19 protein-coding genes and 1 other annotated feature are annotated in these 23,314 nt (G+C 45.8%); of the genes, 12 read left to right on the plus strand and 7 right to left on the minus strand.

Translation table 11 applies throughout. From position 1 onward, the window contains the following. Positions 1 to 20: 20 nt before the first annotated feature. From BGM27_RS13230 to BGM27_RS13240, 3 genes are all read right to left on the minus strand, one after another. Complete coding sequence (locus tag BGM27_RS13230) at positions 21 to 1,349, minus strand: GntP family permease (RefSeq protein ID WP_007407373.1); 1,329 nt, start codon at positions 1,347 to 1,349, stop codon at positions 21 to 23. A gap of 26 nt (positions 1,350 to 1,375) precedes the next feature. Next, on the minus strand, positions 1,376 to 2,920 hold the full coding sequence (gntK, locus tag BGM27_RS13235) for a gluconokinase (protein WP_007407372.1): 1,545 nt from the start codon (positions 2,918 to 2,920) through the stop codon (positions 1,376 to 1,378). 172 nt (positions 2,921 to 3,092) lie between these two features. After that, the gene (locus BGM27_RS13240) at positions 3,093 to 3,950 is read right to left on the minus strand and encodes a MurR/RpiR family transcriptional regulator (protein ID WP_007407371.1); all 858 of its coding nucleotides are present in this window, start codon (positions 3,948 to 3,950) and stop codon (positions 3,093 to 3,095) included. Between the two features lie 502 nt (positions 3,951 to 4,452). Between BGM27_RS13240 and BGM27_RS13245 the strand changes: the two genes are divergently transcribed. The 3 genes from BGM27_RS13245 to BGM27_RS13255 all read left to right on the plus strand — a co-directional run bounded on the left by BGM27_RS13245 (position 4,453) and on the right by BGM27_RS13255 (position 7,048). Further along, positions 4,453 to 5,340, plus strand: a complete 888-nt coding sequence (locus BGM27_RS13245; RefSeq protein ID WP_007407370.1) for a Cof-type HAD-IIB family hydrolase — start codon at positions 4,453 to 4,455, stop codon at positions 5,338 to 5,340. Beyond that, entirely contained in the window at positions 5,337 to 6,005 is a 669-nt protein-coding gene (locus BGM27_RS13250; protein WP_007407369.1) for a YczE/YyaS/YitT family protein, read from the plus strand. The genes BGM27_RS13245 and BGM27_RS13250 overlap by 4 nt, the downstream gene beginning before the upstream one ends. A gap of 68 nt (positions 6,006 to 6,073) precedes the next feature. Further along, complete coding sequence (locus BGM27_RS13255; RefSeq protein ID WP_007407368.1) at positions 6,074 to 7,048, plus strand: LacI family DNA-binding transcriptional regulator; 975 nt, start codon at positions 6,074 to 6,076, stop codon at positions 7,046 to 7,048. Between the two features lie 29 nt (positions 7,049 to 7,077). Here the strand turns inward: BGM27_RS13255 and BGM27_RS13260 are convergent, their stop codons facing one another. Beyond that, positions 7,078 to 8,385 carry an amidohydrolase family protein gene (locus tag BGM27_RS13260; RefSeq protein WP_007407367.1) on the minus strand — a complete coding sequence of 436 codons (1,308 nt, stop codon included), beginning with the start codon at positions 8,383 to 8,385 and terminating at the stop codon, positions 7,078 to 7,080. A gap of 683 nt (positions 8,386 to 9,068) precedes the next feature. Next, positions 9,069 to 9,308: a binding site (T-box leader), on the plus strand. Positions 9,309 to 9,369: 61 nt separating this feature from the next. Here BGM27_RS13260 and BGM27_RS13265 point away from each other — a divergent pair. Then, the gene (locus tag BGM27_RS13265; protein WP_007407366.1) at positions 9,370 to 10,710 is read left to right on the plus strand and encodes an amino acid permease; all 1,341 of its coding nucleotides are present in this window, start codon (positions 9,370 to 9,372) and stop codon (positions 10,708 to 10,710) included. Between the two features lie 34 nt (positions 10,711 to 10,744). Here the strand turns inward: BGM27_RS13265 and BGM27_RS13270 are convergent, their stop codons facing one another. Next, positions 10,745 to 11,662, minus strand: a complete 918-nt coding sequence (locus tag BGM27_RS13270) for a DMT family transporter (RefSeq protein ID WP_007409950.1) — start codon at positions 11,660 to 11,662, stop codon at positions 10,745 to 10,747. Between the two features lie 97 nt (positions 11,663 to 11,759). Here BGM27_RS13270 and BGM27_RS13275 point away from each other — a divergent pair, with 97 nt between their 5' ends. Further along, positions 11,760 to 12,638, plus strand: coding sequence for a LysR family transcriptional regulator (locus tag BGM27_RS13275; protein ID WP_007409951.1), 879 nt, complete (start codon positions 11,760 to 11,762; stop codon positions 12,636 to 12,638). 33 nt (positions 12,639 to 12,671) lie between these two features. Here BGM27_RS13275 and BGM27_RS13280 read toward each other — a convergent pair whose 3' ends face one another. After that, on the minus strand, positions 12,672 to 13,079 hold the full coding sequence (locus BGM27_RS13280) for a hypothetical protein (protein WP_003151600.1): 408 nt from the start codon (positions 13,077 to 13,079) through the stop codon (positions 12,672 to 12,674). 275 nt (positions 13,080 to 13,354) lie between these two features. Here BGM27_RS13280 and BGM27_RS13285 point away from each other — a divergent pair, with 275 nt between their 5' ends. Further along, positions 13,355 to 14,362: an LLM class flavin-dependent oxidoreductase gene (locus tag BGM27_RS13285; protein ID WP_007409952.1), complete on the plus strand. Its 1,008-nt coding sequence runs from the start codon at positions 13,355 to 13,357 to the stop codon at positions 14,360 to 14,362. A 35-nt stretch (positions 14,363 to 14,397) separates the two neighbouring features. Here BGM27_RS13285 and araR read toward each other — a convergent pair whose 3' ends face one another. Further along, positions 14,398 to 15,486, minus strand: coding sequence for an arabinose utilization transcriptional regulator AraR (gene araR / locus BGM27_RS13290; RefSeq protein ID WP_020954324.1), 1,089 nt, complete (start codon positions 15,484 to 15,486; stop codon positions 14,398 to 14,400). A gap of 256 nt (positions 15,487 to 15,742) precedes the next feature. Here araR and araE point away from each other — a divergent pair, with 256 nt between their 5' ends. From araE to gpmI, 6 genes are all read left to right on the plus strand, one after another. After that, complete coding sequence (araE, locus tag BGM27_RS13295) at positions 15,743 to 17,137, plus strand: arabinose-proton symporter AraE (protein WP_003151605.1); 1,395 nt, start codon at positions 15,743 to 15,745, stop codon at positions 17,135 to 17,137. A gap of 264 nt (positions 17,138 to 17,401) precedes the next feature. Beyond that, the gene (gene cggR / locus BGM27_RS13300) at positions 17,402 to 18,436 is read left to right on the plus strand and encodes a gapA transcriptional regulator CggR (protein WP_003151607.1); all 1,035 of its coding nucleotides are present in this window, start codon (positions 17,402 to 17,404) and stop codon (positions 18,434 to 18,436) included. A gap of 33 nt (positions 18,437 to 18,469) precedes the next feature. Next, the gene (gene gap / locus BGM27_RS13305; protein WP_007409954.1) at positions 18,470 to 19,477 is read left to right on the plus strand and encodes a type I glyceraldehyde-3-phosphate dehydrogenase; all 1,008 of its coding nucleotides are present in this window, start codon (positions 18,470 to 18,472) and stop codon (positions 19,475 to 19,477) included. A 321-nt stretch (positions 19,478 to 19,798) separates the two neighbouring features. Beyond that, positions 19,799 to 20,983: a phosphoglycerate kinase gene (locus BGM27_RS13310; protein ID WP_003151616.1), complete on the plus strand. Its 1,185-nt coding sequence runs from the start codon at positions 19,799 to 19,801 to the stop codon at positions 20,981 to 20,983. A 25-nt stretch (positions 20,984 to 21,008) separates the two neighbouring features. Further along, on the plus strand, positions 21,009 to 21,770 hold the full coding sequence (tpiA, locus tag BGM27_RS13315) for a triose-phosphate isomerase (protein ID WP_003151618.1): 762 nt from the start codon (positions 21,009 to 21,011) through the stop codon (positions 21,768 to 21,770). After that, complete coding sequence (gene gpmI / locus BGM27_RS13320) at positions 21,763 to 23,298, plus strand: 2,3-bisphosphoglycerate-independent phosphoglycerate mutase (protein ID WP_007409955.1); 1,536 nt, start codon at positions 21,763 to 21,765, stop codon at positions 23,296 to 23,298. Before tpiA ends, gpmI begins: the two co-directional genes overlap by 8 nt. Positions 23,299 to 23,314: the final 16 nt, after the last annotated feature.

The raw sequence follows: 23,314 nt of genomic DNA on the forward strand, positions 1-23,314 counted from the left end.
TTTGCGGCCGGGGTTTGTTTTTATATAAACGCGTTAATGATCATGATAAAACAGATTGCACTGACAGAAATAATCGTTTCCATCGCCGTCCATGTCAGGAACGTTTCTTTTACCGTCATTCCGAAATACTCTTTAATGAGCCAGAAACCGGAGTCATTGACATGTGACAGAATCAAAGAGCCCGCTCCCGTTGCCAAAACGAGAAGCTCGCTGCTGACGCCCGGCATGACAGATGCAATCGGTGCAACAATGCCGGCCGCCGTCATCATGGCGACAGTCGCTGAACCCGTGGCGACACGGATGACCGCCGCGATCGTCCAGCTTAAAAGAACGGGAGAGAAGCTTGAATGCTTCGCCATGTCAGCGATATACGTGCCGACGCCTGAATCAATCAGGACGTTGTTAAAAGCGCCGCCGGCTCCGATCACAAGCAGAATGGAAGCAATCGGTCCCAGACAGTCATTGCTGAATTTTAAAATGCTTTCTCTGTCAAAGCCCTGATAAAAACCAAGGCTGAAAAAGGAGTAAACCGTGGCGATCAAAAGCGCCGTGACAGGGTCGCCGATAAATTTAAAAGTTTCATAGAGCGTGCTTTTTTCCGGAAGCGCAATTTCGGCAAGCGTTGCCATAAGCATCAGGATCACCGGTACCAATATCGTAAACAATGTATTTGCGAATCCCGGAAGCTTGCGTTTTTCATTCCGTTCAATAAATTGTTTTTTCAACAGTTCGGGAACGGGTTTATGAATGCGCTTACCAATCCATTTTCCGTAAAGCGGCCCCGCGATGATGGCAGTCGGAATCCCAACGATTAAAGAAAACAAAATCGTTTTTCCGACATTGGCGTGATAAATGCCGACAGCCGCCATCGCCGCCGGGTGGGGCGGAACCAATCCGTGCACGACGGAAAGTCCCGCAAGGAGCGGAATTCCGATCGTCACTAATGAAACCCCGGTTTCAATCGCAATCGTAAACAAAAGCGGCACGAGCAGGACGAAGCCGACCTGGAAAAAGACCGGGATGCCGACAATAAAAGCGACGGCCATCATCGCCCAATGCACTTTCTTTTTGCCGAAGCGGCCGATCAGGGTGTGGGCGATACGCTCCGCACCGCCTGATTCAGCCATCATTTTTCCGAGCATCGTACCGAGGGCCAGCACGATCGCAAGCAGCGACAGCGTATTGCCGAGCCCGGTTTTCATCGAAGCGATAATGTCCGGCAGATTCATGCCCGTTGCGAAACCGACAAGGATGGATGTAATCAAAAGACTGATAAACGGATTTAATTTAGCGACCGTAATCAATAAGAGTAAAACGATAATAGCGGCAATGACAATAAACAGTAACATGACCTTTTCACCCTTTCAAAGAAGAATTAACGGCTTTGTTTGAGCTGAAATTCACTGATGACGTCAAATTCATCTTTGAGCTTGTCATACAGCCGCTCGTATAAGTAAAACAGCTCAATATATGTTTCGCTGTTTTTGACGTTCGGTTCATGGCGGTGAGAAATTCTGATCCAGTCCTGAACATCCTCGATCCGTTCCATTTCGCCAAGGCTGTGCAAAGCGAGAACGGCCGCTCCGAGCGCCGAGGCTTCGTAACTTTCCGGAACGAGGACTTCCCGTCCCATCGTATCGGACAAAATCTGCCTCCACAGCGGCGATCTCGCAAATCCTCCCGAAGCCCGCACGTCTTTCGCGGGGCCCGCCAAATCTCTCAGTGCGACACCGATTGAAAAGACGCTCATGATGACGCCTTCCAGCACCGCTCTGATAAAATGCTCCCGTTTATGGCGGAGGCTGATGCCGAAAAACGTTCCGCGGGCATTCGGATTCCAAAACGGCGCGCGCTCCCCTGATAAAAACGGCAGAAACAGCAATCCCTCAGAGCCTGCGGGCACTTTATCAGCGATATCAATCATTAAATCATACGGATCAATGCCGAGCCGCTTCGCCGTTTCGACTTCCGGAGAAGCGAATTCGTCTCGAAGCCAGCGCAGCATAATGCCTCCGTTATTCGTCGGGCCTCCGATGACCCAATGCTTGTCAGTCAGCGCGTAACAGAATGTCCGCGCTTTTTCATCCGTAATCGGCGCATCCGTCACCGAACGCACGGCTCCGCTTGTTCCGATCGTAACGGCCACTTCGCCTTTGCCGATCGCGCCGACTCCAAGGTTGGCGAGCACGCCGTCATTTGCGCCGATAATAAACGGTGTATCCGCATGAATGCCCATCCGTGCAGCGATTTCCGGCGCAAGGCCGCGCAGCTGATGAGTGGTCGGCACGATGTCCGACAGCTGATCTTCCCGGATTCCGGCAATCCGGAGCGCTTCTTCATCCCAGGAAAGCGTATCTAAACGGAACAGCCCCGTTGCCGAAGCGATCGAATAATCGACGACATAAGTTCCGAAAAACTCGTGCAGAATATATTCTTTAATACTGATGAATTTGGCGGTTTTCGCGAATGTCTCCTTGTCCTGTTCTTTCATCCACACAATTTTGGAAAGCGGAGACATCGGGTGAATCGGCGTACCCGTTCTTTTATAAATATCAAAACCGTTCATCTCTTTTAAAATACGTTTTGATTGCTCGGCGCTGCGGTTGTCCGCCCAAATGATGCTTTTGGTCAGCAGGCCGCCGTTTTGATCGACAGCTATCAATGAGTGCATGGCGGTGCTGATGCCGATTGCAAGCAGATTGTCAGGGCTCAGTCCGGCCTTTGTGACGGCGCCTCTGATGCTTCCGATAACCGCTTCCAGAATGTGCTCAGGATCCTGCTCGGCCCATGCCGGCTTTGGCTGTATTAAATCATAGTGAACCGAATGCTTGGCTAACACTTTGCCTCTTGGTCCGAACAGAACGGCTTTCGTACTGGTCGTGCCGATATCCAGACCGATAACAGCTTGGGTTTCCTTCATAATATATCCCGCCTAATCTGATTGAATAATAAGATAGATTGATAATGTATGCCCTTACAAAGTCAATTATAGGAATAATTTTTTTATAAATCAACGATGAAGAAGAAAATTTTTTTCATAAAATTGCCTCAATTCCCGCTGTATCGGCATTCTCTCTTTTGAAAAATAAATATTACAAACGTTTGTGCGCGATCATTTTTCTGATTTGCTGCAAGTTGGCGAGCGTTTTCTCCTGCCGCAGCCGGGCCGTGGCGAAATACAGTGTATCAATGACCGACAGCTGGGCAAGCCTTGCGGACATTGCTTCCGTTCTGAAAGCCGTCTCCCTTGTTGATGTATACAGCACCACGTCGGAAATCTGGGTGAGCGGCGACTTTTGGTAGCTTGTAATGCCGATCGTGCCGGCGCCGAGCGATTTGGCCGTTTTCACCGCGTCGAGCACGTCCTTGTTGCTTCCCGAATGAGAAATACCGATGACTGCGCTTTCAGGACCGAGAAGACCCGCTGACATCGCCTGAAAGTGAGAATCCGTGTGCGCGATGCAATTTATACCCGTACGCATAAATTTATGATACGCGTCTATGGCGATCAGCCCGGAACCGCCGTTTCCGTAAAATTCGATTCTGTCTGCGCGGTGAATCATTTCTACCGCTTTTTCAACGTCGGCCGGGTCTAATAAATGAAAGGTATCGGTCAGACCGGAAATGTTTGTGCGGAAAACTTTCCGGATGATGACTTCGATATCGTCGTCGGGGCTCATTTCTTCATGAATGTGCTGCACCGGCTCCTGAACGATCTCCTGAGCCAGCGTGATTTTTAAATCCTGATAGCCGGAAAAACCGAGCCGTTTGCACAGCCTGAAAATCGTCGCTTCAGAGCTTTTCGTTTTTTCCGCCAGCTGAATGATGGAAAGGTGAACCACGTCTTTCGGTTCCTTCACGATATGGTCTGCAATCGCTCTCAATTTTGGCGACAAACCTTTGCTGGCCGCCTGAATCTTCCCGATGCTGCTTGAATTCACAGGGGTCATGCTATAACCTCCCTACTCGAATGTAAACGCATACTTTTATGATAAAGCAAGTTCTGTCATAAGGGAATCAGGTTTTGCTTTCTTTACCGCAAATGAAAGAAAAGAGAAAAGTATATCGGGGACACCGCCTCAATGACACTTCATACATCCGATTTTTACAAAAAGTGATCGTTCTCTGAAAAGTGCCGGTGCCCAAGTCGCCGGCCATAAGTCAAACACATGATGGAAAGCTGTCCTGCTACAGTCCGGTTTCTAGTGAGTTGCCAGCGCTTGAAGTTCCAGATGAATTTCTTCAAATTAGTGTTCCGCCATTAGCAGTCAGTTCTTTATTAACTGGATTAATCAAAAGAGAAGGATCATTAAGCAGGAGAACACTTGAGAAGCACAGGTCTAATCAGCTTCTGGAGAAAAACTTCAAATTAATATAATAATCTAATTGCTCTGAAACGCGTACCATACATTATACTTTCAATGATTTTTAAACTCTGAGGAGGAAATTCACATGAAAGTAATTGCAATTGACTTAGATGGCACGCTGTTATCAGAGAACTTAACTATCCAAGAACAAGATGTAAGAGCTTTAAAGCTTGGACAAAAACAAGGTCATCTTGTAACAATCGCTACAGGGAGAGCTTTATTTGATGCAAAACACATCATCAATAAATATGGTTTGGATTTTCCGATTATTGCTTCAAACGGCGCTCAAATTGATGTGAGAAATCAGGTAATATTCGAACATTTTATGGATTCAGATGTAATCCAACCTATCATAACATGGTTAAATAAAGAGGAAATCTATTATCAGCTTTACTTATCTGACAAAATTGCCGTATCAAATCAAGGAATTCAGCAGCTTGAAAAAGAACTTTACAATACAGTAATGGAAGAACCTCATTTTAATCAAGAAGTATTTTGGAATTCTATTAAAGCTCAAATACATCAATACGGGTTAGAGGAAATACCGGGTACAATTGACCCTATCGATTATCGGTATGTCATAAAATGTATGATCGTTTCGCCAAACCAAAGAAAATTAAAAAAAGCTAAAGAATATTTTGGACAACTGAAGGAGTGTGCCGTAACGAGTTCAGGAGCATTCAATCTTGAAATCACAAGTGCAGGAGTAGATAAAGGAGCGTCATTAAATAAACTTTGTGAACATTATGGAACGGATGCGCGGAATGCAATCGCAATAGGTGATAATTTAAATGATCTGCCTATGTTTCATGCAGCAGGAATAGGGATAGCCATGGGAAATGCAGATAAGAAGCTTATTCAATTGGCTGCTTTTAAAACGTTATCGAATGATGAGTGTGGTGTATCTTATGCTTTTGATCATTACATTCTGACGAAAGAAGAAGACCCTAAACCGCGGAGTATACAGCCATGAGCCATTTTGTGAAAAGGTGTTTAATCTATATTGTCGGATTGTTTATTTTATCCGTGGGGGTTGTATGTATGATTAAATCTAATACCGGAATTGCCCCCTGGGATGCTCTGAACGTGGCTTTATCAGAACTCATTGGCCTTACAATCGGGTCATGGGTTTTCATTGTCGGAGGAATCCTTATCTTTATAAACAGCCTCATAAAAATGCGGTTTCCTAATCTAGCCGGTTTTATTCCGATTGTTATTATTGGAAGTTTTGTTGACCTTTTAAACTTAAAGGTTCTTTCGTTCTTAAAAACAGATGCTGTAATTCTTCAATGGAGTTTATTTTTGACAGGGTTGTGTATATTGGCTATGGGAATCGCTATATATTTAAGAGCATCTTTTCCTTCGATACCGAATGATGAATTAATGTTGGCTATTACTGAACGCACAGGTTGGGGTATTAATATTACAAAGACGATAGGGGAAGCTTTAGCTTTTGTGCTTGCAATCATTCTTCAGGGGCCGATTGGGATAGGAACCATCATTGTGCTGCTATGTCTGGGGATATTAGTAGGTTTATTTGACAAACTATTACACAAGATGGGGAAGCCCCGTTCTATCTATAGTGTGGGACAGGAAGGCGCACATATTCATGCAGGCCATGATAAAACAATTCATTAAATGCTTATTTTCCCTTGTGTTGTTCAGTGTGAAATCCTGATAACGCTGTCTAAGAAGGAGTAACAGTAATGACAAACATTACAGAGATAGCAAAGAAAGCGAACGTTTCTCGGACAACAGTTTCCAGAGTTCTCAATAATCATCCTTATGTAAAACCTGAGAAGCGGGACGCTGTGTTAAAAGCTATGAAGGAATTAAATTATGTACCAAATTTCAACGCGATTAACCTATCCAGGGGGAAGACAAATGTATTCGGAGTCATTGTTCCTAAAATCAACCATCCGTTTTTCAGTAAACTGATTGCCGGAATAGGCGAAGAGTGTAATAAACATAATTACAGTTTACTTGTGCACCAATCAAATAACGATCCTGAACAAGAAATGGAGTTTTTTAACAGACTGAAATACAAACTTATTGACGGTCTTATTTTGGGATCCTGTGTAAGCCCCCCTCACGTACTCGACGAGATATCTGGGTTTGGCAATATTGTTTCCTGTGAAGCTTCTGCAAGCAAACAGGTTGCACATATATTTATTAATCATGAGTCAGGAATCAAAATGGCAATTGATCATCTGCGAAATCAAGGACATCAATCCATTGGTCTGTGTATAGGAAATCCTAAGAGCGGTGTTGGCATAAGCAGAAAAAAATCATTTTTTCACTTTCAAAATGAATACGGATTGAAATGGAGTGATAATTGGTACTTTGAGGAACAGTACACTATTGAGAATGGTATAGAAATAGCAAAACTATTGCTAAATAAGTCACCTCGTCCTGCGGCAATGGTTGTAGGAAGTGATTATGTTGCGGCGGGGATCATTTATGAAGCGAAAAGACAGGGAATACGAATACCTGAAGAACTGGCGGTTATAGGATTTGATAATCAGCCGATATCTAAGGTAATAGAACTTTCAACGATACATCAACCTATTAAAGAGTTGGGACAAACAGCAGCAAATTTATTATATAACTTAATGAATAACAAAGATGTCCCCAATATAAATAAGTTGAACCTAAAACTTATGAAAAGAAAGTCAACTTAAAAAGACCACTTTATGGTGGTCTTTTTTGCTTAGCGTAGAACCAGCTCTGGGGCAGGCGCTTTGAAATGAGCTCTTTTTTTCGTTTCATCTATAAAACTGAAGGGCTTCATGGATAGGTTTTCAAGTTCATTTAGGAAATGACAAGCTTTTAATGGCACAAATGATGTCATATTCCATACAACTTTCTCATTAAAACCTATAGCACGAATATTATGCATAAGCCGATCAATTGTGTAAGACCCTGCTGCTACATACCCTTTCCCTTGATACCACAGATTATTCCCTTCAATTTTCTCCAGTGATTGGCCGCACATGGAATCTGTGTCAATGCGATCTGTCATTGCTATAATACCCTTAGAGCCAACAAGTTCTACAACCCGTCGTGCAACTTCTAAGTCTACATGTTCACTATCAAAATTCATACAAATGGTTAATAAACCTTCTTTCGCGGCTCTCATCAAAGTACCGGGAACTTCTCCGACAAGTGTGTTGATATTATCTATGTTCCATTTATCTAACCGAGCATCTTTTAACCCCTCTAATCTATGTACTCTTTCTTGGGGTGTTCTCCAGGTGTGTTTAAAATTGTTTGGCATATCATTAAACAAATGATCTGTTAAAACGGCATCTGATCCAGTGTAATTGCTGCGTTTTTGCGCTGTATCTATAACTTTCATTATAAGTTCAGAGGTTTCCTCTGGGTATGCTTTTTGGAAGTGACCCAGCGCCGGTTTTACTCCAGCCTCCACAAGTGTATCCACAATCCATTCTAAACTTGGATGTTCTTCTGTCATATATTTCTTTAGATAAGAGTTTTCAGTCATAGCATCTGGGGACAGTACAGTATAAATAAGACCGTATTCTCCGCAAGAAGCGATCTTTTCCCATTCTTCTTTTAAGGGTGCCCAATTCCCTTTTTCCGGTGTGCCTGCAAAGCTGGCCAATAATGGTCCTTCTAGTGAAATACCTAAAATATTACGGTAACGTCCTTTTCTCTTTTGTGTATGGAATTCTTTCATAAAGACTGCAAATTGGTCTAATTGATTATGAGGAAGAAAGATAGAGGGTACACAGAAAATCCCTTCTATTTCAGCTAGTGTATTGATCTTTTCAATATCTAATTGATCTAAATTGCTAAAATCATAGTCACCGATTCCATGACAATGAAATTCTACTGGAAGAGATGGAACTAAATAAGAACCTGATTTCTTAAAAATCCCTTTTCCTCCAATATCGAAGTTCAGCCATTCATTATTACTATAGGTTATATCAGCGATTTTCATTACTCCATTTGTTTCAAGGTAAGCCGGGCTGTTAAATGATGTGCTAGACTGCATAGGAAACGCCTCCTGGAAATGTTTATTTAGTATTCAGTGAAGACACATCATCATCTTAAAGTATGAAACCCGTACCATATCAACCTTTTATTATCAATTTTTGTAAAAATATAGGTTTTTTATTCAACTTTCTACACCTGATGTTCTCGTTATTGTTATTTGTATCCTGAAAATCTCCTTTAAACACTCAAAAACACTAGCTGTAACGCCACAAATGCTTCTATACTGTTTCGTGTTACGCCAACTAGTGTTCTCCACGAGTTTAATTTGTGGAATTGGTTTCATGTCAATAGCTTTAATAAATGGAATATGAATTCGGGGTATAGAACCTTGTGGAGTCATTGGAGTTGAACGATTAGAAATGAAATGTGTACAGTTGCTAAGCTGGGATACCAGCATAAGAGTAAAACCTTTCATATTTCTGCTAACTTTTTGCCGCTCAGTCCATATATCGTGGAAAACCTTTCGTCGGAATTTCTGTTTGAACAATATATATAAAGTGCTGATTACGCTATATTAGGGGCCGGCTCACCCCGCATATGAATTTAAACATGTTCAGTCAAAATGTCTTATATAGGTGATAAGAAAACCAGCGGCAAAAATTAGTATTGACTTTGAAAATAGAAGACTGTATATTATGTTACTATATTCAGAAAATAAAAACTCAAGAGATTCATTTAACATAAAACACTGTGAACGGGAGCAGTAAAAGAATCCAATCAGAAAAAGAGAGCCGCGGGTTGGTGCAACGCGGACTGATTGTTCTTTGAACTCACCCGGAAGTGGCAGGGCGGAACGGAATTATCGGAATATTCCCTATGTCCTAACGGCTGACCTTCGTTAAAAGGTTTTTAAGCTGGATTCCGGATATTCGGGATCAACAAGAGTGGTACCGCGGCTGCCTGAGGCACGCCGTCTCTTTTCCCAAAGAGGCGGCGTGCTTTTTTATGTGATGAACACTTTTTGCGAGAGGGCGTGTGATAGATGGAAAAGGACAAGCAAACGTTAAAACGGACGATGTCGTCCAGACACATTATGATGATGGCGCTTGGAGGCGCAATCGGGGCCGGGCTCTTTAAAGGCAGCAGCACGGCGATTGATGAAGCGGGGCCGTCCGTGCTGCTGGCCTACCTCCTCGGCGGAATCATTCTGCTGTTTATTATGCAGGGGCTGGCCGAAATGGCTGTCAGAAACAAACATGCAAGGACGTTCCGTGATTTGGTTCAGCAGTCTCTCGGGTCGTACGCTGCATACTTTTTAGACTGGATCTATTGGAAAATGTGGGTGCTCAATATTGCCGCTGAGGCGGTCGTAGCCGCCATTTTCATTCAATATTGGCTGCCGGAATGTCCGATATGGATATTGGCTTTGATCATTTCCATTGTGGTGACGGTCGTAAACATGCTTTCTGTGAAACTGTTTGCCGAGACGGAGTACTGGCTCGCGCTCATTAAAATTACAGTGATTGTCATCTTTATTTTATGCGGGATTCTGCTTTTATTTTTCTCATTCGGCAATCACACGGCGCCGGGGCTGTCTCATTTAACGGATCACGGAGGGTTTTTCCCGCATGGAGCGGGGGGCGTCATTACGGCGATGCTCGTCGTGATCTACTCATACGGAGGAACGGAAATCATCGGCGTCACGCTGGCGGAGACAAAAAACCCCGAAAAGGTGATCCCGAAAGCTGTCCGAAGTACGTTAACGCGGATTGTCGCTTTTTACTTGCTGCCGTTTTTCATCATCGTCAGCCTGATTCCTTGGAATCAAGTCAACAGCGTTCCGGAAAGCCCGTTTGTCATAGTATTTAAGATGATCGGAATTCCGGGTGCCGACCATATTATGAATGCCGTCATTCTTCTTGCGATTATCTCGTCTATGAACTCGGGACTGTACGGATCATCCCGCGTCTTGTTTACGCAGGCTTCTGACGGCCGGCTGCCGAAAATCTTTTCAAAACTATCGAAGAAAAAGGTTCCCGTCTATGCGATTCTGACTTGTACGTCATTTTTATATGTAGGCGTCCTGATTTCTTTATTCGCAGGAAGCCAGACGTTTAATTATTTGATGGGTTCCCTCGGCTATACCGTGCTGTTCATCTGGCTGATTATCGGATTCGCCCATTTGAAATCAAGAAAACATTCAACAGAACAGCCGGCTTATTACGTCAAATGGTTCCCGTACACGACATGGTTTGCGGTGCTTGCGCTTTTGGCCATTCTGATCGGCGTAATTGCGACGACATCCATCGTCATCACATGCATCACTGCGGCCATCTATCTCCTTATTACGGCTGCGTATCTTGTGAAAGGGAGACGTCAATAAATAAAAAAACTCTTGCCCCGCGGCAAGAGTTTTTTTAATGAACGGCCTTTTTTTCTGCGGCCAGAGCAGGTGTTTTCAGTTTCTTCGGTGTTATATTCACAAAACAAATGCTTGTGACGATCAGAAGCAGTCCGGCTAAAAGGCTGACGGTCAGCGGCTCATGCAGGAATATCGAGCTGACGACAATGGATATGAGCGGGATCAGGAAGGTGTAAGAGGCAACCTTGCTTGCTTCCCCTGAACCGACAAGCGTAAAAAAGGCGAGCCAGCCCAGCGCGATAACAAAAACTGAAATGAACAGAAGGCTCAGAATGAACGGAGCTTTCCATTGAATCGCTGAAAAGCTTTCTGAAAAACTGCCGGAGCTGACAAGCAGCACGCCGCCGATCAGAAGCTGAAGAGCGACCATCCAGATAGAATCCGCGCGTCCGCCCGTTCTTTTCACATATACCGTGCCGAGCGCCCAGCTGACTGCAGAGCCTAAGGCCAAAAGAATGCCGGCGATGGAAATATGGCCTCCGAAACCGGCTGCGCTGATGACGGCGACACCGGCAAAGCCCAGAATAAGACCGGCTATTTTTAAAGGATACATCGATTCCCCGAGCCACAGCCAAGAAAAAACGCCCATTAAAACCGGCTGGAAAAACACGATGGCTGAAAATAAGCCGGCAGGCAGGTAATTCAAGCCGACCGTTTGCAGGCCGTAAAATAAAGTAATATTTAAAATGGCAGAAATAAGATAGATCGGCCACGTTTCTTTAAAACGCAGCTTTTTAAAACGGGGCAGCGCAACCATTAATAATAGAAGTCCGCCGATCAGCGTGCGGATTCCGGCAAACAGAAGAGGCGGCGAATAGGCAAGCGCGGCCTTTGTCAGCGGCCAGTTAATTCCCCATACCGTGACTAGAAACGCCAGCATAAGAGCCGTCTGTATTTTCGAAAGCTGTTTCACGTCGTTCACTCCTTGTAGAACAATTCCATCATATGATACGGTAATCAGTAAGATAAATAAAATGAATCTTTTTTATAAGGAGCATAAGTAAAACGTTATGACGATTACACAACTGCGGGTTTTTGTTCAAATCGCTGAAACGGGAAGCTTTACAAAAGCGGGGCAGGCGCTGAATATGACGCAGCCCGCTGTCAGCCATGCCATCTCTGCGCTTGAGTCAGAGCTCGGCATCAAGCTGATCATCCGCGAGCGCCGCAACGGCGTAAGGCTCACGGACACGGGCGGAAAAATTCTCGTCCATATCAGAGAGGTGCTCAAAGGCATAGAAAAAGCCGAGCAGCTGGCGGCCGCGGAAAGAGGGCTTGAACAGGGAACAATTCATATCGGCACATTTCCGGCCGCTTCCGCTTATTTCATTCCAAAGCTGATCAGCGTGTTTAAAAATCGGTATCCGAAGCTTGAGTTGGTGCTTCATGAAGGAACGGTTAACGAAGTAAAGGAATGGCTCCGCTCCCGGGTAATAGATGTGGGTATCACTCTTTTTCCTACGGAAGACATGGAATATCTGCCGCTGAAAAAAGATAAAATGGCAGTCGTGCTTAGAAATGATCATCCGCTTTGCAGCTGTGAGTCAATCACTCTGAAAGATCTTGACCGCCAGCCGATGATCATCTGTGACGGAGGATACGAATCACCGTTTATTGATATGTTTAAGGAGGCAGGATCTGTGCTGACTGCCGCATTCACTGTTTACAACGTCAATACGTCCATCAGCATGATCAAAGAGGGGCTGGGAATTGCGATATTATCACAAATGTCTATGTCGGGAATATCGCTGCCGGAAAATGTCGTGACAAGAGAACTCAATCGTGCGGTGTACCGAGATGTTCTGCTTGCCGTTCCGTCCGTAAAGGAGGCTTCATTGGCGGCAAAACTTTTTATTCAAATCGCGCAGGAACTCACAAAGAACGAATAAAAAAAGACCCTAATAATCATAGGGCCCTGAATCTTATCGGTTAATTTTAAAAGAATTTGTCGTATTGACAAGTTTTGAACCGCTGAACGTGGCTTTGACACGATAATAACCTGTCTTGCATCCTTTTAAAGAGAATGACTTAGTCACCCTTACTGAGAAAGAAAAGGTTGTTTTTTTACAAGTCGTCCATTTCTTTCCGGACTTTCGCTGTAAGTATAGGTTTCCTTTAAAAGTTCGATCTGACGGATACGCTGTACTGAGAGTAAAATCGACACTTTTCGCTTTTTTCGTGTAGTAGGAGGCATCGGTAAATCCGCTTACATTTAAATGCTGCTGAGTGCCGGAGTAAAAGTCTGCGGCATATGCCTTATCGGTGTTTCCTGTAAAGAAGATTGCTGCCAGTAAAGCTGTTGTGAGTGCCATTAAGATTTTTTTACGCATATAGACTATGACTTCCTTCCTATTCAATATCATACATATCTTAACATTATTGGGTCTGTTCTTTCAACGATAGGTTTTCACTTTTATAGGATGAAAAGCTCATCATATCTGAATGTAATAGATTCATTCATAAAGAGTTCACTAGTGACGACCGCTGACTGATTGTTCGAAGATCATCGAATCAAATTGTTTAACTCACGGGAAAAGCTGTGGTAAGGTGTGTGGTAGAGACCTTGTTTAAGATCTGCTTACACTAAACCGCAAAGGAGAAAACGATGGCTGAACATACATTGAAAGATACTGCGTTTTCCGTATTGAATTTATCGCCGGTCGTACAGGGGGGAACGGTTGCTGAATCGTTCCGCAACAGCATGGATTTAGCGCGCCGCGCCGAGGAGTGGGGCTATAACCGCTATTGGCTTGCGGAGCATCATAATATAGAAGGAGTTGCCAGCTCGGCAACGGCGGTGCTGATCGGCCACATCGCCGGCGGCACGAAAAAAATCCGCGTCGGTTCTGGGGGTATTATGCTGCCGAATCATTCTTCACTTGTGATCGCGGAGCAATTCGGAACCCTTGAAACGTTATATCCGGGGCGGATTGACCTGGGGCTCGGACGCGCGCCGGGGACCGACCAATTAACGGCCAGAGCCTTACGAAGAAACATAAACAGCGGGGAAGATTTTCCGGAGCAGCTTGAAGAATTGAGAAATTACTTCAAACCGACAGGCAATGTGCGCAATCAAGTCCGCGCCATTCCGGGCGAAGGGCTGGACGTGCCGATCTGGCTTCTGGGCTCAAGCGGATTCAGCGCGCGTCTTGCGGGAGAGCTCGGGCTTCCGTTCGCCTTTGCGGCTCACTTTTCACCGAAAAACACCGTGCCCGCCCTTGAGCTGTACCGCAGCTCCTTCCGTCCGTCAGACGTACTGGATCAACCGTACGCGATGGTCGGCGTCACCGTCATTGCCGCCGATACGGACGAAAAGGCGGAGCATCTGGCAACATCGCATTATCAAAGATTTTTAGACCTCGTCCGCGGCACGCCGAACCAGCTGAAGCCTCCTGTTGAAGACATGGATCAAATCTGGTCGCCGTATGAAAAAGCGATGGTCAATGAACAGCTCAGTTCAACGATCGTCGGCGGACCGGAGCGTGTGAAGGAAAAGCTGGAAAGCTTCATCCGGACAACACAGGCGGATGAAATCATGGTGAATTCAGAAAGCTTTGAGCATGCCGACAGAATGAGATCATTTGAGATCATCGCCGAATTAAAAAACAGCTGAGCAAAAAAAGCAATGTGCCGCGCACATTGCTTTTTTTATTCGCCGATCCGCTTGACTGAATTCCGGATGACGAGTTCCGGTTCATACACGACGTCATCCTTCTTCGGTTTTTTATGCTCTAAGCAGTCGATGACGTATTTTGCCGCCGCTTTCCCCATAATGGATTTCGGATGCTTGACAGAGGTGAGCTTCACCTCGGAAATCTGGGAGAAATGTGAATCGTCATAGCCCATGACCGATACGTCATCAGGCACCTTTAACCCGAATTCCCTGAGAAGATTAATCGTCTTCAGCGCAATTTCGTCATTGTAGCAAAGAATGGCCGTCGGGTGTGATCCGCTGTTTTGCTCAAGGGTATGCTTAATTTTTTGGAGAAGCACGGTTTCTTTTTCTTCAGTCGTGTAAGTGACGATCATGTCCGGAGACGGGAAAATCCCGCGCTCCCGATGCGCCTGCAGATAGCCGTTCATCCGTTTGACGCCCTGCGTGTCATCCGCTTTAAAGATTCCCATAATGTGCGTGTGGCCGAGGGACATGACGTATTCGCAAGCCATCATGCCGCCTTTGACATCATTGACGGAAAAGCTTGGTGCGGCCAGCTCCGCATAAGAGGCGTTAATCATGGCAAACGGAATGCCGTTTTTCTCCAGATTGAGATAGTAGCCGATGTTGGGCGTCTGCAGCGCGCTTTTCGTAGGCTCGACAATCAGCCCGTCTATATTTTTGGACAGCAGGTTTTCAAGACCGCGCCGTTCACTTTCTGTATTGTTGTTGGTGCTCGTCAGCAGCATGGAATAGCCCTGTTCGCTTAAATAAGATTCGATTCCCCTGATGATGCTCGGAAAAATATAGTCTGATATGTACGTTGTAATGACGCCGATCGTTTTGTTTGAATGCATGGCTGATTTCGCCGTGCGTGAAGCGACAAAGGTGCCTCCGCCCTGAACGCTGTACAGCAGCCCCTGCGAGACCAAATCTCCGATCGCCTTTCTGATGGTATGGCGGCTGACGCCGAACTGCTGCATCAGCTCATTTTCCGTAGGCAGCTTTTCGTCCGGCTGTATTTTTCCTTGATTCAGCCATGAACAAATTTCTTCTTTTACTTGAGCATATTTCGGTAGCATATCAATTCCTCCAAAATGTATACGGACAAATTCCAGTATAACATAGTAAGCCCTTTCATCAAGCTGTAAAAATAATTGACAGATTATGAAAAACTGCTTATTCTTTATTTGTACGTACTAATTTTCCTTATTTTTAGATAAAATTCTTTATAAGTACGTACAAATGTGGCGGTTCTGAAGAAAACAAAGCAACATCAAGCGCCGCACTCAGATTTGTAAGCGTTTTTATTCTATTATTCGCGGGAGGGTAAAATTCATGAAGAATCACCCGGCACCAATTGGCTCAAATGTACCTGTCACTCGGCAGCATTCCAAGTGGTTTGTCATTCTCATCTCATGCGCGGCCGGACTGGGAGGGCTTTTGTACGGTTATGACACGGCGGTGATTTCCGGCGCTATCGGTTTCCTGAAAGATTTGTACCGCTTAAGTCCTTTTATGGAAGGGCTCGTGATTTCAAGCATTATGATCGGCGGTGTTTTCGGCGTCGGGATTTCCGGATTTTTGAGTGACCGTTTCGGACGGAGAAAGATTTTGATGGCAGCGGCGCTGTTGTTTGCGGTGTCAGCGGTTGTCTCTGCGCTTTCTCAAAGTGTGTCTTCCTTAGTGATCGCCAGAGTCATCGGCGGTCTGGGAATCGGCATGGGCTCCTCGCTTTCTGTCACGTATATTACCGAAGCCGCTCCGCCGGCCATACGCGGCAGTCTGTCTTCACTGTATCAGCTGTTTACGATATTAGGGATATCCGGCACTTATTTTATTAACCTCGCCGTCCAGCAGTCCGGCTCGTATGAATGGGGAGTGCACACCGGCTGGCGGTGGATGCTCGCTTACGGCATGATTCCGTCCGTCATCTTTTTTATCGTGCTGCTTATCGTGCCGGAAAGTCCGCGCTGGCTTGCGAAAGCGGGGCGCCGGAATGAAGCCCTCGCCGTGCTGACGCGCATTAACGGCGAGCAGACCGCGAAAGAAGAAATCAAACAAATCGAAACGTCTTTACAATTAGAAAAAATGGGTTCATTGTCTCAGCTGTTTAAGCCGGGGCTGAGAAAAGCGCTTGTGATCGGGATTCTGCTGGCTTTATTCAATCAGGTCATCGGCATGAACGCAATTACGTATTACGGGCCGGAAATTTTCAAAATGATGGGCTTCGGACAGAATGCGGGGTTTATCACGACATGCATCGTCGGTGTCGTCGAAGTGATTTTCACCATTATCGCGGTTCTTTTAGTCGATAAGGTAGGCCGGAAAAAGCTGATGGGGGTCGGATCTGCCTTTATGGCGCTGTTCATGATCTTAATCGGGGCATCCTTTTATTTTCAGCTTGCAAGCGGGCCGGCTTTAGTCGTCATCATATTGGGATTCGTCGCCGCTTTCTGCGTATCAGTCGGGCCGATTACGTGGATCATGATTTCGGAGATCTTTCCGAATCACCTCCGCGCACGCGCCGCCGGTATTGCGACGATATTCTTATGGGGGGCCAACTGGGCGATCGGCCAGTTCGTGCCGATGATGATCAGCGGGTTAGGGCTCGCGTACACCTTCTGGATATTCGCCGTCATTAATATTCTCTGTTTCTTGTTTGTCGTGACGATCTGCCCTGAGACGAAAAATAAATCATTAGAAGAAATAGAAAAACTCTGGATAAAATGAAAGCGTTTTACGACAAAAGTCCGCTCCGGCGGGCTTTTGTCTGTCACCTTCATTCCGTTTCTGTATATAATGACTGTATCAAGGAGATACTGGAAAATCCTGCGAAGAATGTCGAGGAATTGACCTTTAACAGTTGAATTAACAATGTCATCCTGTTAAAATAATTAAAGAAAGCAGACATAATTTTTTTTGGCTATGATGGGACGTTTTTTGTCATAGCGGGACATTTTCTGTCCAGTATGAATAGGAAGGAACGTTTGAGTCATGAACCAGTTAATACAAGCTCAAAAAAAATTATTGCCTGATCTTTTGCTTGTGATGCAGAAAAGATTTGAAATCTTGCAGTATATCAGGCTTACCGAACCGATCGGCCGCAGAAGTCTTGCAGCCAGTCTCGGATTGACCGAGCGCGTTCTCAGAAGCGAGGTTCAGTTTTTGAAAGAACAGAATCTCATCGATATTAAAACAAACGGCATGACAATGACGGAAGAGGGCTATTCACTGCTTTCGATTCTGGAAGATACGATGAAGGATGTTTTAGGGTTGACGCTTTTGGAAAAGACATTAAAAGAGCGGCTTAATCTGAAAGACGCCATTATCGTTTCCGGTGACAGCGACCAATCTCCTTGGGTCAAAAAAGAATTAGGGAGAGCGGCCGTTGCATGTATGAAAAAGAGATTTTCAGGCAAAAATATCGTCGCTGTAACCGGCGGTACGACAATTGAAGCCGTCGCCGATATGATGACGCCGGATTCAAAAAACCGCGAGCTCCTGTTTGTGCCCGCAAGAGGCGGTTTAGGCGAAGATGTGAAAAACCAGGCGAACACCATATGCGCGCATATGGCGGAAAAGGCTTCAGGCACTTATCGGCTTTTGTTTGTTCCCGGACAGCTGTCACAAGGCGCCTACTCATCTATTATTGAAGAACCTTCCGTAAAAGAGGTGCTTCACACGATTAAATCAGCGAGTATGCTCGTTCACGGAATCGGCGAAGCTAGAACAATGGCGGAGCGAAGAAACACGCCTTTGGAAGATTTGAAGAAAATAGATGACAATCATGCGGTGACAGAGGCATTCGGCTACTACTTTAATGCGGACGGAGAAGTCGTTCACAAGGTGCATTCAGTCGGAATGCAGCTTGATGACCTCGATGCCATTCCCGACATTATCGCGGTAGCGGGCGGATCATCAAAAGCAGAAGCAATCGAAGCTTATTTTAAAAAGCAGCGAAACACGGTTCTCGTCACGGACGAAGGAGCCGCAAAGAAGTTATTAAGGGATAACAGTCCCTCAATATAAATATCTCTCACTTATTTAAAGGAGGAAATAATCATGGCAGTAAAAGTCGGTATTAACGGTTTTGGTCGTATTGGACGTAACGTATTCCGCGCAGCATTAAACAATCCTGAAGTTGAGGTAGTAGCGGTTAACGATTTAACAGACGCTAACATGCTTGCTCATCTTTTACAATATGATTCCGTACACGGAAAATTAGATGCAGAAGTTAAAGTTGACGGCAGCAACCTTGTTGTTAACGGCAAAACAATCGAAGTTTCTGCTGAGCGCGATCCTGCGAAACTCAGCTGGGGCAAACAAGGCGTTGAAATCGTAGTTGAATCTACTGGTTTCTTCACAAAACGCGCAGACGCTGCGAAACACTTAGAAGCAGGCGCGAAAAAAGTTATCATCTCTGCACCTGCTAACGAAGAAGATATCACAATCGTTATGGGTGTTAACGAAGATAAATACGATGCAGCTAACCACGATGTTATCTCTAACGCATCTTGCACAACAAACTGCCTTGCGCCGTTTGCAAAAGTACTTAACGACAAATTCGGCATCAAACGCGGTATGATGACAACTGTTCACTCTTACACAAATGATCAGCAAATCCTTGATCTTCCGCACAAAGACTACCGTCGTGCGCGTGCAGCAGCTGAAAACATCATTCCTACATCAACTGGTGCTGCTAAAGCAGTTTCCCTTGTTCTTCCTGAACTGAAAGGCAAACTGAACGGCGGAGCTATGCGTGTGCCGACTCCAAACGTTTCTCTTGTTGACCTAGTTGCTGAACTGAACAAAGACGTAACGGCTGAAGATGTAAACGCAGCTCTTAAAGAAGCGGCTGAAGGCGATCTTAAAGGAATCCTTGGCTACAGCGAAGAGCCATTAGTATCCGGAGACTACAACGGCAATGCTAACTCTTCTACAATCGATGCTCTTTCTACAATGGTTATGGAAGGCAGCATGGTAAAAGTAATCTCTTGGTACGATAACGAAAGCGGCTACTCTAACCGCGTTGTTGACCTTGCAGCTTACATCGCAAAACAAGGTCTTTAATTCATAGCTCCCGGAAAGGGCCGGACTTGGTTCTTTCGGACAGAAACGCTATAATGAAAGCGGACAAGGGAAGGGGACGGACTCCCTTTCCCTTTTTCCATGAGAACCGGCTTTCAGAAAGCGCCGGATTGCTGCAGAACGTCCGCGTTTTGAAGTTTCCGCGGCACTTTCGTTTTCTGAGCCGCCTGCCCTGGCTCAGAAGACGATCTGCCCCGTGCCCGGAAGCTGCAATCTGCCCCGCGGCGGAAGCATCATGAGGCGGTTTCACGTTTCACGTTTTTCGTGCTATGCAAACCATTTTGAAGGAGGATCTCCTAAGGCATGAATAAAAAAACAGTAAAAGACATCGACGTAAAAGGCAAAGTCGTATTCTGCCGCGTTGACTTTAACGTTCCAATGAAAGACGGGGAAGTAACAGACGATACTCGTATCCGCGCTGCGCTTCCAACAATCAAACACCTTGCAGACCAAGGCGCGAAAGTCCTTCTTGCGAGCCACTTAGGCCGCCCGAAAGGCGAAGTGGTTGAGGAGCTTCGTTTAACTCCTGTCGCTGCACGCTTAGGCGAACTGCTCGGCAAAGAAGTGAAAAAAGCGGATGAAGCTTACGGCGATGCTGTAAAAGCACAAATTTCTGATATGAAGGACGGAGACGTTCTTGTATTGGAAAACGTACGTTTCTACCCTGGCGAAGAGAAAAATGATCCTGAGCTTGCTAAAGCATTTGCTGAGCTTGCGGATGTATATGTCAATGACGCATTCGGTGCTGCCCACCGTGCTCACGCATCTACAGCCGGAATTGCCGAGCATCTGCCGGCGGTTGCAGGATTCCTGATGGAAAAAGAGCTTGACGTTCTCGGCAAAGCCGTGACAAATCCTGAGCGCCCGTTTACGGCAATCATCGGCGGCGCGAAAGTAAAAGACAAAATCGGTGTAATCGAAAGTCTGCTTGATAAAGTGGACAACTTGATCATCGGCGGAGGTCTTGCTTACACATTCGTAAAAGCGCTTGGTTATGAAGTCGGTAAATCTCTTCTTGAAGAAGATAAAATCGAACTTGCAAAATCATTCATGGACCGCGCGAAAGAAAAAGGCGTTAAATTCTATATGCCGGAAGACGTTCTCGTTGCTGATGATTTCTCTAACGATGCAAACGTCCAAATCGTGCCGATCTCTGAGATCCCAAGTGATTTAGAAGCGATCGACATCGGAACGAAAACCCGCGAAACGTACGCTGAAGTTATCAAAAACAGCAAACTTGTCGTATGGAACGGACCGATGGGCGTATTCGAAATCGACTTGTTCGCTCAAGGCACAAAAGCAGTGGCTGAAGCATTGGCAGAGGCAAACGATACATACTCTGTCATCGGCGGAGGAGACTCTGCGGCAGCCGTTGAAAAATTCGGCCTTGCTGACAAAATGAGCCATATCTCAACAGGCGGCGGCGCATCCCTTGAATTCATGGAAGGCAAAGAGCTTCCAGGTGTAGCTGCGCTGAACGATAAATAAAAACTGCTATAAGGAAGTGGAACAGATGAGAAAACCAATTATAGCCGGTAACTGGAAAATGAACAAAACACTCGGCGAAGCTGTCAGCTTCGTTGAAGAAGTGAAATCTTCCATTCCAGCAGCAGACAAAGCGGAAGCCGTTGTTTGCGCACCAGCTCTTTTCTTAGAAAAGCTGACTTCTGCTGTTAAAGGAACTGACCTGAAAGTCGGCGCCCAAAACATGCATTTTGAAGAAAACGGTGCGTTCACAGGTGAAATCAGCCCGGTCGCTCTGAAAGACCTTGGCGTGGATTACTGCGTCATCGGCCACTCTGAGCGCCGTGAAATGTTCGCTGAAACTGATGAAACAGTTAACAAAAAAGCGCATGCCGCTTTCAAACACGGCATTGTGCCGATCATTTGCGTAGGTGAAACGCTTGAAGAGCGCGAAGCCGGAAAAACAAATGATCTTGTTGCCGATCAAGTGAAAAAAGGTCTTGCGGGTCTTTCTGAAGAGCAAGTTGCCGCTTCCGTTATTGCGTACGAGCCAATCTGGGCAATCGGAACAGGCAAATCTTCTACAGCGAAAGATGCTAACGACGTCTGCGCGCATATCCGTAAAGTCGTTGCTGAAAGCTTCAGCCAGGAAACTGCTGACAAGCTCCGCATTCAATACGGCGGCAGCGTAAAACCTGCAAATATTAAAGAATATATGGCAGAGTCCGATATTGACGGTGCTTTGGTCGGCGGCGCAAGCCTTGAACCGCAGTCATTCGTTCAATTATTGGAGGAAGGTCAATATGAGTAAAAAACCAGCTGCACTCATCATTCTTGATGGGTTCGGATTACGCAATGAAACAGTCGGAAACGCAGTCGCACAAGCGAAAAAACCGAATTTCGACCGTTATTGGAACCAATACCCTCATCAGACGCTGACGGCATCAGGCGAAGCAGTCGGACTGCCTGAAGGACAGATGGGGAACTCTGAGGTCGGTCATTTGAATATCGGCGCAGGACGTATTGTGTACCAAAGCTTAACACGCGTGAACGTTGCCATCCGCGAAGGCGAATTCGAACGCAATCAAACGTTCCTTGACGCCATCAAAAACGCGAAAGACAACGACAGAGCGCTGCACCTGTTCGGCCTTCTTTCTGACGGAGGCGTACACAGTCATATCAATCATTTATTCGCGCTGCTGAAGCTTGCGAAAAGTGAAGGACTGACGAAGGTGTATATTCACGGTTTCCTCGACGGCCGCGATGTAGGTCCGCAAACGGCGAAAACTTACATTCAGCAGCTGAATGAGCAAATCGAAGAAATCGGTGTCGGCGAAATCGCCAGCATTTCCGGACGCTACTACTCCATGGACCGCGACAAACGCTGGGACCGTGTGGAAAAAGCGTACCGCGCAATGGCTTACGGCGAAGGCCCGTCTTACCGCAGCGCGATGGATGTAGTCGACGATTCTTATGCGAACGGCATTCATGATGAATTCGTCATTCCGTCCGTCATCACAAAAGAAAACGGTGAACCCGTTGCGAAAATTCATGACGGCGATTCTGTGATTTTCTATAATTTCAGACCAGACCGCGCCATCCAGATTTCAAACACGTTTACCAACAAAGATTTCCGCGATTTCGACCGCGGTGAAAATCATCCGAAAAACCTGTATTTCGTCTGCCTGACTCACTTCAGTGAATCTGTTGACGGATATGTGGCTTTTAAACCGGTAAACCTTGACAATACAGTCGGTGAAGTATTGGCACAGCACGGGTTAAAACAGCTTCGCATTGCAGAAACTGAAAAGTATCCGCACGTTACGTTCTTTATGAGCGGCGGCCGCGAAGAAGAATTCCCGGGCGAAGAGCGCATCCTCATTAACTCGCCGAAGGTCGCGACATATGACCTGAAGCCTGAAATGAGCGCGTATGAAGTGAAGGATGCTCTTGTAAAAGAAATCGCGGCTGACAAGCACGACGCGATCATCCTGAATTTTGCAAACCCTGACATGGTCGGCCACTCCGGAATGGTCGAACCGACGATTAAAGCAATTGAAGCAGTGGATGAATGCTTAGGCGAAGTGGTTGACGCCATCATCGCTAAAGGCGGACATGCCATCATTACCGCTGATCACGGTAATGCGGACATTCTGATTACAGAAACAGGCGAACCGCACACTGCCCATACGACAAACCCAGTCCCTGTCATTGTGACGAAAGAAGGCGTGACGCTGCGCGAAGGCGGAATCCTAGGCGACCTCGCACCAACGTTATTAGACCTTCTCGGTGTTGAAAAACCGAAAGAAATGACCGGAACATCTTTAATTCAAAAATAAGCGTAAATCAAAAGGA

The sequence above is a fragment of the Bacillus sp. FJAT-27001 genome (assembly GCF_019039175.1).
Classification (GTDB): domain Bacteria; phylum Bacillota; class Bacilli; order Bacillales; family Bacillaceae; genus Bacillus; species Bacillus velezensis.